Origin of the sequence: Perspicuibacillus lycopersici, from assembly GCF_025660475.1 — a bacterium.
GTDB lineage: Bacteria > Bacillota > Bacilli > Bacillales > Caldibacillaceae > Perspicuibacillus > Perspicuibacillus lycopersici.
Map to the genome: position 1 here is coordinate 882350 of NZ_JAOUSF010000001.1, position 10465 is coordinate 892814.

Consider the following 10465-nt stretch of genomic DNA (forward strand, 5'->3'; position numbering starts at 1 on the left):
CCCCCAATCTAAAAACAAAATAATTAATTTACCCGAAATATAAATTCACAATATTCTGTATATTTATAATGTACTACGTACGACAAAAAATTACAAGAAAAATTTCTTAATTAAACATTAAATTAAAAACCTCACTATGTTTAGTGAGGTATATGTATTAATTTCCAATATTCAATTATCTTTATTACAACACTATGTTAAACGTCTACTATTTATCTTCTCTTTGAGAGTATTTAGAAGCAGTTCTTTTTTATCCTCTTCTTTCTGTTTTTCAAAAGAGCGTTGCATTATTTCCTGCTTTTGATGAACTAATGATCTAATTTTTATTTTTTCATCATCATTCTTTCCAAACTCTTCAACTATTTGATAAAAATTCTTTATCTTTAAGTCTGGGTACAAAACTTTTCCTATACCACCTTCTTGAAAAGCTTTATCATTAGTTAAAAAAAACGGCATTTCAAAATGGTCTGCATACATCGCTGAAACAATTTCACCTTTATTTTTTTCTCTTGGATTATTCATTAACCCATGACTAAAATCAAGATCAATAAGTACCTGCTCAAAGTAATCCCTATCTTCTGATTCGACATCAACTTCATGATTTATTACTACAATAAGACCATCTTCTTTACAACGTTTAAAATATAAAGAAATATTCCTAAACTTTTTATTTTTATTTTCCCATTCTAAAATTTCCTGTTCAACAACATCTGCAAAAACTAGAATTTGATATTTCTCAAATACTCTTATAGTTAAATCACTTAAATAAAGATATACCCACATATCAGCATCACAAATTGGATACCGACTAAAGTTAACGCTCATATTTTCTCCTGATATCTTCCAGAAAATTGTAGATTTCTTGTGCTTTTTCTGCCGATATTCTGTTTTCAGCGAGGTTATCATGTAATTTTTTATAAAATCGCTGAGAAATTACAAAATCATTTGTGGGCTGAACGAGAGAAATATCTCCATTTACTTTAATAACATATTGGATTATTAATTCTTTATTTTCTTCATTAGCTAAATCAAATTTAGGTCGAAGAGCATTTGAGAATTTCGGATATAATTCAATTAATCTTGTGATAAGTGCCCTATAACTTACCCTAAAGTAGTTTTGCATTTTTATAAGTTGTTCATACGATACATCACTTAAATTAGTTAAATTATTTTCATAGAGATATTTCATAACTAAATCTTCTGGCATTAAAATACAAGCTGCAAATAAATTTGCTTTTAGTTCCATCTCATTGTATTTAGTCTCGCTAAATAAACTAATACTACCTTTATCACCTGAATAAGCATGGTAACATTCATGCCATGCTGAAAAATACTGCCTACCTAGGGAATGAGCGCTATTCACAAAAATACATTTATAATTCCCCTTTGTAATTTGGAAACCTGATAGATCTTTATGAGCTGGGAATCGTACTAAAATATATCCTAATTCCTCTAAAGTGTTAAATGTATCTCCAATTGGTTTTGAGGTATCTAGGAAGTCATTTCGAAACTTTTCAGCCATTGAAACAACAGAGCTATAAATTTCTTTTTTCTGATCAGAGGTAAATTTAGTCAAGAAAAAACACCTCTAATCTTGAATACCTATTTTTTCTTGTATTACAATTTCATTAAAAATTATGTTTGCCAATTTTACTGCTTCTCCAATTTTTTCATCTTCTTCAGTATTTGTTCGATAACTTATTAAAGAAACATCATCAATTTCTTTGGATAACAGCTCTTCTTTTGAAATTTCTAAAAAATCGCCAATTATTTTATATATCTTAGGATTAAAGACTCTAGAAGCTAACTCTATACTTTCCCAAAACGATTCTGTAACTGAATATTTATCAGCTAACTGTACTACAGATAGTCCTAACTCATTCCTTTTGTCTCTAACTAATTTTGCCAATTCAAAACGAGTATACTTTGGTCGTTCATTCGGATTTCTATAATGAACATCCAAAAATGTCGACATTTCTATCCCTCCTACCTTCTAAATAAATTATATTAAAGATAATATTTAATGTACAATATAAATTCAAATTTTATGGACATTGTCAGTCAATTTATCTTATTCATCAAAAAACTACAAATGACAAATGATGATTAAAAATTCTAAGCTACAAGAAATACTTCGCTACTTCTTCCTTATGGACATAAATGTGGTGCAGGGCTCTACTCTTTTCCTTGCAAAGTTCTGCACTTTTATTTTGCATTAAACAACATTTATAGAATATCTTTTTAAATTAATGTACGAAGGGTTATACTTTAGTAATTCAATCTCTTAGCTAGCATTTATAAAATACTCTTCAATTTGTGTATAGTTAATCATTGGATGTTTCATTTCCAGCATATTAGAGGCAACAGAAAAATTGTTAACTATAAACAAACTTTTAATATTATTTCTATACTTTTCGAAATCAGAAATTCCAAATTCTTTTTCTAGTATTATCTCTAAATTATCGTTAACAAAATTAACTTTGGAGCTCAATTTTTTTGAGTGCTTACCAAGCATATTATTAATTTCATTTCTAATTGCTCTTGGACTAGTTTTTAGTAGAAAATTTTTACAATCACATACATATATACTTTCCGAAGATACTACAATTAAGTCAATTTGCTCAGGTAAGGTGATTTCAGTATCACTTATTCTTGTTAGATTATGTTTTACCTTTAAATCTGATCTAGAATTTTCGATTTTAGCTCTAATTTTCTCTTCAAAATCAATATTTATTTTATTATTAATTTGCTCAAATCTTCCTCTTAATGCTCCACTATAAAAATTAACATCAAATATTCTAATTTTATAAAATATTAATGCTTCCAATAATACATTATCTGAAAAAATATAAAAGTTATAAGCTAATGGAACTATTGGTTTCAACATTACTCTAGAATCTCTATACAAATCAATGTAATTTTTTATACTATATTCCTCCGGATTTCTTATTAATAAATCCAATAATTTTTTTAGATCTTCTGATTCTAGCTGAATATGATTCAAAATATATGATTTAAGGCTCGGTAATTCTAAAACTCTCCAACAATCCTTTTCATTAGATAGTTTTTGGATAAATTGGTTAATTTCCTCTAAATTAAGCCCTATTCTATTTTTTACTACAATGTTTAATCTTTGAATCAAATTAATAGGAACTATATATTTATCATTTTCTTTTTCTTGTAACCATTGTACATTACTTTCTAATATTTGATTTAATGTAGTTTTCCTTTCTTCTGGATAATAAATCATTATTAGTCCTTCGTTATTAAACTGTAATTCACAATCTAACAAATGATTCTTAACATTATCAACAATTGAAGCTAAAATTCCAATCTCATGTACATAAATTATTAATTCATCTAATTCTTCAAAAGTATTTTTTATAGACTCTTGGTTTTCATCTTGTTTATTAGGATAAGGTGTATCAATAATATGTTCTAACAATAACTCAATTCCTATTTTTTCAATTCCTAAAAATGCTTCAATTTCCTTGAACTTTTTTTGGGAATTCTCATTTTCAGTAATATAACATTCTAAATTATAGTTTAAAGTTCTTAAAAATTTATTTTCACTTTCGATAGATAATCCGTAAATTTTTAAAAAATTACTAAATATTGCTAAGCTGTTAATTTTTTTGAAGGAGTATAAAATTAGTATTAAAGGCGCCTTAAAAATCATATATTTTCTATTAAACTCCTCTAATATGCTTTCCAATAATTGTTGATACACTTGGATTACTTCATCACTATTTCTAAAGTTTTTACCTTGATAATTAAATTTTAATACATGTTGTTTAAGGATATTTGAACCATCATTACTATACCAATTTTCTTGTTTTAAGTTAGCTGGCGAAAGCCTTTCCAATAAATATTTTGAGTATTTTTTCTCAGACTCTTCTATACAAAGATTTATTATTAATTGAAATTCATTTATATTCATCTATTAACTCAACCACCCTAAACCTAATTTTTTTCCAACGAGTATATTACAATTTTATTATATCTGATAGAATAACAATTCTAAATAATTATCATTTTATATATTTGCTTGTAATTAAAATTATCGTTAAAATCAATCCTCAATATATAATAAATAACTTATTGAAAAAGATTTAATAATTCCTACTAGAGATCAGCAAATATATTCTAGTAAATATTAAAAATTATGATACATTTATCGTCATAAGCGTCATGCGACACGAGTAAAATAAATAGCTAAAATAATCAAACAAATATTTAATATTTTTCACTTGAATTATTCTAAAAGCTATTGTATGTTTTTTTTAGATTAATTTAATTTAATGGAATTTAAGTAATGTTTAAATTTCTATTACTTTACTTTAATCTTAATTAACTCGAATTAAATTAAAATTAAATAGTTCATAAAGGGAGTGCCCCTAAGTATAACCATTATTAATGGTTTTCTTAGGGGTGCTCTTTTTTTGGGGGGCTAGATTGGGGTGAAATCAATTAATATGAAATCTTATTTATAAAATCTTTTAAAAAACAATTAAAAATAAAGGAGGAAGTAAATGGATAAATCAGTTTTAGCTGCACTACAGCTTTTTCAATATGGTTTAACACCTATACCACTTTATCAAAAGAAACCATTAATTCAAAACTGGTCTAAACGTTTTATGGAAAATCCACTTACACAAGAAGAAATTCTAAACGGAATATATTCTCCAAATGGTCATACAATTCGTTACGATCAACGGAATATAGGAATTATCACTGGAAAAGTTTCGAATTGCATTGTACTAGATATTGATGATTTATCATTATTTAAAAAACTACAAATGATGGGGCCATTACCACACACATGGAAAGTCCAATCTAATAGGGGGATTCATCTTTATTTCAATTATGATGAGCAAGTTTCTTCTATGAAACTTTGGGGTGGAATTGATGTGCTTTCAGATTATAAACAAGTTGTAGCACCACCTTCAATCCATCCAAGTGGGAAACAGTATAAATGGATAATTTCCCCTAAGGATACTAATAAAGCTGATCTTCCAAATTGGTTACTTGCTTACTTAGTTAATGATAAACAGCATAAAATTGCAGAAGAAAAAAACTTAAATATCACTAAAAAAAGAATAAAATTAAGTGATTTTGAAACTCTTTTAAATAACATTGATTGGATATCTTTTTATTCTAAAATTACCTCAAATATAAGAGGAAACGGTGAATGGCTAAGCTCTAAATGTCCATTTCATCAAGACCAACATAATTCATTTAGTTTCAACAGAAAAAATGGAGCTTGGATATGTTTTGCAGGGTGCGGATCTGGGAATTCTATCATTCTACTACAAAAGCTGTTTAATATAACATTTTCCCAAGCTTTGCAATTATTAAAAGGGAGAGATATATATGTCTAACAAAAAGCAAAATGAAAAAATTGATATAGGAAAAGTTCTGAAATTAAGTGATTTAAATTTTGAAGAAAGGGTTAGGAAACAAGTTGAACAAGGAGACTTTACTAATAGTCAAGCATTGATTGAGATTGCAAAGGAAATTGCTGAATTCTTTATTGAAGAAAATGGAGAAGTATACGCAACTGTAGAATTAAATAACACTTACTATCATGTTCCAGTTAGCGACTATAGATTTGAAAGGATATTGAGAAAAGTTTACTTTGATATTTTTAAGAAACCTATAAATAAATCTCTATTAACAGAAGCAATAGAAACAATAAGTGCTTATCAAGAGTTTTCCTTACAACATAATTCTCGACAAAAAATATTTATAAGAGTTGGTGGGACAAAAGATACTGTATACATAAATTTAAATAGACCCACTGGTGAAGTTGTAAAAGTTGATAGTACTGGATGGACGATAATAACAAATCCGCCCGTAAAATTTAGAAAAAATGATAATTTAAAGCCACTACCGTTGCCAAGTAGAGGTGGTTCAATCCAGGAATTATCTGATTTTCTTAATGTCAGTGAAGATGACAAAATACTAATTTATTCTTTTTTACTCGGATGCTTTTCACCAACAGGTCCCTATCCACTATTAATTTTACAAGGTCCACAGGGGGTTGGGAAGAGTTTCTTAAGCCAGTTACTAAAAAAAATAGTCGATCCGGCATTTGCTGCACCAATTCGCTCATTACCAAGAAATGAACAAGATCTAATGATAAGTGCTCAAAAAAGTCACTTACTAGCTTTTGATAATCTATCTGGTATATCGAAAGCTATGTCAGATTCTTTATGTAAACTTTCAACGGGAGGTGGGTTCGCTACCAGAAAATTTTATGAAAACAGTGAAGAAGTTGTAATTTCAGCAATGAGACCAGTCATTCTAAACGGTATTGATTTTATTGCAAGACGACCAGACCTAGCAGACCGCTCAATCATTATTGATCTAATCCCTATTAAGTTATCAAACAGAAAGACAGAAGAAGAATTAATGATTGAATTCGAAACTAGGCTACCGAGAATATTTGGAGCTTTATTAGATGCTCTAAGTATTGCTACACGTGAATATAAGAGAATTTCACTAGATATTTCTCCTAGAATGGCTGATTATGCAAAATGGGCTCAAGCAGGTGAAATTGGTTTTGGGTTTAAATCCCAAACCTTTTTAAAAGCATATCTACAGAACAGGAAAAAGATTGCTGAAGAATCTGTTGAGCATGATTTACTTATTTCCTCAATTTTTGATTGCTTAACTAAATATAAATTTTTGTCAGGAAATGCGACAACTATACTAGAAAACTTAAAAAAATTCGTTCCTGTAGATGTCCAAAATTCTAAATATTTCCCGGCACCACATCATTTAAAAGATGAATTAACAAGGATTGTACCTATCTTAAATGCTAATAACATCAGTTATTCATATAAGAGAAACAATAAAGGGCGAATTCACACATTAAAATTAGTTGATTAAATTATTATTTAGCTGTGAAATAACCAACAGTATGACGCTATGACGCCATGACGTTAATTAAGATAGATTAATATAAAGGATGTGTATATTATTATGAGACTTACTGAATACCCTTCACAAACATTAAATGTTAATGTTGAAATTCCAATTCCTAATGACTCTGTTATTGTTAAAAAAGTAGAAATTGAAGATTTAAGAAAACAAACACTTACAGGTGTATATTGGACGATGAAAGATTTAGAAACCAGGATCAACAAAAAACAACAATGGATTAAAGATAATATACTTTATGTACCTAAGTTTAAAGAGATATTAGATTCAGAAAATGGCGGTTTTGTATTCTATCCAAAAATGCAAGGACAAACATGGTCATTCCAAGCTTCGAAAATGGCAAAGTTCTTAGAGGAAAATTTCTATCAAATATTTTCTAACCTTTAAACTTTTTAAATCGAAAATTGATCCCTAACTACATTGTCCAAACAAAAACTGTTAAAATAAGGGTGACCTGTTTCGACTCGGCCACCCTTATTTGAAAGTGAGGGAACAGTATGGCCAGTATTCAAAAAAGAGGAAAAACTTATCAATTTACTGTGAGTCGAATTGTTAATGGAAAATCTAAGCCCATTAGAAAAGGAGGTTTTCGAACTAAAAAAGAAGCACAAATAGCTGCTGCTGAAGTAGAGGCTCAGTTAATAAAAGGTACACTTCCATATTTAACACCAGTACCGATTGATGAGTATTTTGACAACTGGTATAAGCTTTATAAAGTTAATATTAGTGTTACTACACTTAAACATTACGAATATACTTTAAAAGCAATCAAAGAGTATTTTGGAAGTAAGCCAATACAAAATATTACTAGGCATGACTACCAAAAATTTATTAATCAATTCGGTGCAAATAAAGCGAAAGAAACCGTTGAAAAAGTTCACTCTCATATTCGTGCCTGTGTAAAAGATGCTATGGATGAACAAATTGTACACCGTGATTTTACAAGAAATGCTGTCATTACCTGGACAGTTCCATCTAAAAAATCTGATGAAAAACATCTAAATTTTAAGGAAAGCGAAATGCTTTTAAAAGAAATTTGGAATCGTTTGAATCAAGGATTAGGTTATTCACTATTACTTCTTGCATTAACTTCAGGTATGCGCTTTGGTGAATTAGTTGGTTTAACAAGAAATGATTTTGATTTCGTTAATAATACAATTAGGATCAATAAAACTTGGGGCTATTTAAAAAGACATCCTGAAGGTTTTGGATCTACAAAAAACGAACAGTCCATTCGAACTATTAAAATTGACAAAAAAACTATGGAACATTTTAAAGGATTATTTAGAAAAATGAAAACTAATATACATCAACTGGTTTTTTATAGTCCATCATCTAAATATAAAGTTATCAGTAATAATAATGCAAATAAATTACTGAAAAAAATACTAACGGATCTTGGTATTGAACCTATTTCAGTCCATGGATTAAGACATACTCATGCAAGTGTTTTATTATACAAAAAAGTGTCTATATACTATGTAAGTGAACGACTTGGTCATGGTGACATTGATACAACTTTAAGAGAATATACTCATGTTATTAAAGAGTTACGTGAAAAAGATGAACAGAGCACGATAGAAACTTTTGAAAAAATGGTTGTGTAAATCTTGTGTAAAATTTGTGTAAAATCAATTGTAAATCAATCATTTTCAAATGGATTCTCTAAAAAACAAAAAAAGCTCGAAAACCCTTATATATCAAGGTTTCCGAGCCAATAAGTTTATATTTAACATCAATTAAAATTAACCAAAATTACTCTAAATATACCGGTGGTCGGGGTCGAACCGACACTCCAGAAGGAACACGATTTTGAGTCGTGCGCGTCTGCCAATTCCGCCACACCGGCATGATTATGGAGGCGGCAACCGGATTCGAACCGGTGATAAAGGTTTTGCAGACCTCTGCCTTACCACTTGGCTATGCCGCCATAAAAAGCGGAAGACGGGATTCGAACCCGCGACCCCCACCTTGGCAAGGTGGTGTTCTACCACTGAACTACTTCCGCAATAACTGGGCTAGCTGGATTCGAACCAACGAATGACGGAGTCAAAGTCCGTTGCCTTACCACTTGGCTATAGCCCAATAATAGAATATAAAAATGGGGCGACTAGTGGGAATCGAACCCACGAGTGTCGGAGCCACAATCCGATGCGTTAACCACTTCGCCATAGCCGCCAGAACATAAAAAAATGGCAGGGGCAGTAGGAATCGAACCCACACTGGAGGTTTTGGAGACCTCAGTTCTACCTTTAAACTATGCCCCTAGATAAATGGTGGAGGGGGACGGATTCGAACCGCCGAACCCGAAGGAGCGGATTTACAGTCCGCCGCGTTTAGCCACTTCGCTACCCCTCCGTATAAAATTACAAGTGGTGCCGGCCAGAGGACTTGAACCCCCAACCTACTGATTACAAGTCAGTTGCTCTACCAATTGAGCTAGGCCGGCTTGTTAATGGTGGCTTGGGACGGAATCGAACCGCCGACACAAGGATTTTCAGTCCTTTGCTCTACCGACTGAGCTACCAAGCCATATTAATCAATTTATTTAAATGGCGGTCCGGACGGGACTCGAACCCGCGACCTCCTGCGTGACAGGCAGGCATTCTAACCAACTGAACTACCGGACCATATATTGCGGGGATAGGATTTGAACCTATGACCTTCGGGTTATGAGCCCGACGAGCTACCAGACTGCTCCACCCCGCGACGATATTATAATAAAAATCTTTAATGGTGGAGGTTGACGGGATCGAACCGCCGACCCCTTGCTTGTAAGGCAAGTGCTCTCCCAGCTGAGCTAAACCTCCATTAATGGTGACCCCTACGGGATTCGAACCCGTGTTACCGCCGTGAAAGGGCGGTGTCTTAACCGCTTGACCAAGGGGCCATTAAAAGTCAATTTGTTATTAAGTATAATGGCGGAGAGCAAGGGATTCGAACCCTTGAGACAGCTTATAACCGCCTACACGATTTCCAATCGTGCTCCTTCGGCCAACTCGGACAGCTCTCCATAAATGGCTCCGCAGGTAGGACTCGAACCTACGACCGATCGGTTAACAGCCGATAGCTCTACCACTGAGCTACTGCGGAATATTGATAAACCATGTATAAGCTACACAAGTTGTATCAGCCTGGCAATGTCCTACTCTCACAGGGGGAAACCCCCAACTACCATCGGCGCTGAGAAGCTTAACTTCCGTGTTCGGGATGGGAACGGGTGTGACCTTCTCGCCATAATTACCAGACAGATTTTTTCAAAGACAAGTATTATTATACACGATTTTTAGTATTTTGCAATAGGAAATTTCATTTTTTATTCCTTCAAAACTAGATAATGTAAGGATAAAACTCGAAATAATCATTTGTTCGCTTCGGCAGTCGCCTCAGCATTTCATTTGGTTAAGTCCTCGAACGATTAGTATCCGTCAGCTCCATATGTCACCATACTTCCACCTCGGACCTATCAACCTTGTCATCTTCAAGGGTTCTTACTTAGCTTACGCTAAAGGGAAATCTC

At 31.8% G+C, this 10465-nt stretch carries 8 protein-coding genes, 15 tRNA genes and 2 rRNA genes; 4 read left to right on the forward strand and 21 right to left on the reverse strand.

Annotated features, from left to right (window positions below; translation table 11 throughout):
• Positions 1 to 192: 192 nt before the first annotated feature.
• The 4 genes from OEV98_RS04070 to OEV98_RS04085 form a co-directional block, all read right to left on the reverse strand.
• Complete coding sequence (locus OEV98_RS04070) at positions 193 to 825, reverse strand: hypothetical protein (RefSeq protein ID WP_263071920.1); 633 nt, start codon at positions 823 to 825, stop codon at positions 193 to 195.
• Complete coding sequence (locus OEV98_RS04075; protein ID WP_263071921.1) at positions 815 to 1576, reverse strand: ImmA/IrrE family metallo-endopeptidase; 762 nt, start codon at positions 1574 to 1576, stop codon at positions 815 to 817. The genes OEV98_RS04070 and OEV98_RS04075 overlap by 11 nt, the downstream gene beginning before the upstream one ends.
• 12 nt (positions 1577 to 1588) lie before the next feature.
• On the reverse strand, positions 1589 to 1975 hold the full coding sequence (locus OEV98_RS04080) for a helix-turn-helix domain-containing protein (protein ID WP_263071922.1): 387 nt from the start codon (positions 1973 to 1975) through the stop codon (positions 1589 to 1591).
• Positions 1976 to 2284: 309 nt separating this feature from the next.
• Complete coding sequence (locus OEV98_RS04085) at positions 2285 to 3940, reverse strand: hypothetical protein (protein WP_263071923.1); 1656 nt, start codon at positions 3938 to 3940, stop codon at positions 2285 to 2287.
• Between the two features lie 592 nt (positions 3941 to 4532).
• On the opposite strand from OEV98_RS04085, the gene OEV98_RS04090 reads away from it, so the two are divergent.
• From OEV98_RS04090 to OEV98_RS04105, 4 genes are all read left to right on the forward strand, one after another.
• Entirely contained in the window at positions 4533 to 5381 is an 849-nt protein-coding gene (locus OEV98_RS04090; protein WP_263071924.1) for a bifunctional DNA primase/polymerase, read from the forward strand.
• Positions 5374 to 6894, forward strand: coding sequence for a virulence-associated E family protein (locus tag OEV98_RS04095; protein ID WP_263071925.1), 1521 nt, complete (start codon positions 5374 to 5376; stop codon positions 6892 to 6894). Before OEV98_RS04090 ends, OEV98_RS04095 begins: the two co-directional genes overlap by 8 nt.
• A 93-nt stretch (positions 6895 to 6987) precedes the next feature.
• Positions 6988 to 7332 (forward strand): DUF771 domain-containing protein, encoded by a 345-nt coding sequence (locus OEV98_RS04100; RefSeq protein ID WP_263071926.1) that lies wholly within the window; start codon positions 6988 to 6990, stop codon positions 7330 to 7332.
• A gap of 110 nt (positions 7333 to 7442) precedes the next feature.
• Entirely contained in the window at positions 7443 to 8552 is a 1110-nt protein-coding gene (locus tag OEV98_RS04105) for a site-specific integrase (protein ID WP_263071927.1), read from the forward strand.
• A 160-nt stretch (positions 8553 to 8712) separates the two neighbouring features.
• Here the strand turns inward: OEV98_RS04105 and OEV98_RS04110 are convergent.
• From OEV98_RS04110 to OEV98_RS04190, 17 genes are all read right to left on the reverse strand, one after another.
• Positions 8713 to 8794 (reverse strand) — tRNA-Leu (locus tag OEV98_RS04110).
• Positions 8795 to 8801: 7 nt separating this feature from the next.
• Positions 8802 to 8875: transfer RNA gene (locus tag OEV98_RS04115), tRNA-Cys, on the reverse strand.
• 6 nt (positions 8876 to 8881) lie between these two features.
• A tRNA-Gly gene (locus OEV98_RS04120) sits at positions 8882 to 8953 on the reverse strand.
• A 5-nt stretch (positions 8954 to 8958) separates the two neighbouring features.
• Positions 8959 to 9030, reverse strand: a tRNA-Gln gene (locus tag OEV98_RS04125).
• A gap of 17 nt (positions 9031 to 9047) precedes the next feature.
• A tRNA-His gene (locus tag OEV98_RS04130) sits at positions 9048 to 9123 on the reverse strand.
• Positions 9124 to 9138: 15 nt separating this feature from the next.
• Positions 9139 to 9212, reverse strand: a tRNA-Trp gene (locus OEV98_RS04135).
• 7 nt (positions 9213 to 9219) lie between these two features.
• Positions 9220 to 9303, reverse strand: a tRNA-Tyr gene (locus tag OEV98_RS04140).
• 15 nt (positions 9304 to 9318) lie between these two features.
• Positions 9319 to 9394, reverse strand: a tRNA-Thr gene (locus tag OEV98_RS04145).
• A 7-nt stretch (positions 9395 to 9401) separates the two neighbouring features.
• Positions 9402 to 9477, reverse strand: a tRNA-Phe gene (locus OEV98_RS04150).
• Between the two features lie 21 nt (positions 9478 to 9498).
• Positions 9499 to 9575 (reverse strand) — tRNA-Asp (locus tag OEV98_RS04155).
• Between the two features lie 5 nt (positions 9576 to 9580).
• Positions 9581 to 9654 (reverse strand) — tRNA-Met (locus OEV98_RS04160).
• A gap of 25 nt (positions 9655 to 9679) precedes the next feature.
• Positions 9680 to 9755, reverse strand: a tRNA-Val gene (locus OEV98_RS04165).
• Between the two features lie 5 nt (positions 9756 to 9760).
• Positions 9761 to 9835: transfer RNA gene (locus tag OEV98_RS04170), tRNA-Glu, on the reverse strand.
• Between the two features lie 29 nt (positions 9836 to 9864).
• Positions 9865 to 9958: transfer RNA gene (locus tag OEV98_RS04175), tRNA-Ser, on the reverse strand.
• A 5-nt stretch (positions 9959 to 9963) separates the two neighbouring features.
• A tRNA-Asn gene (locus OEV98_RS04180) sits at positions 9964 to 10038 on the reverse strand.
• A 39-nt stretch (positions 10039 to 10077) separates the two neighbouring features.
• Positions 10078 to 10193: ribosomal RNA gene (rrf, locus tag OEV98_RS04185) — 5S ribosomal RNA — on the reverse strand.
• A gap of 150 nt (positions 10194 to 10343) precedes the next feature.
• Positions 10344 to 10465, reverse strand: a 23S ribosomal RNA gene (locus tag OEV98_RS04190); the annotation flags it as partial.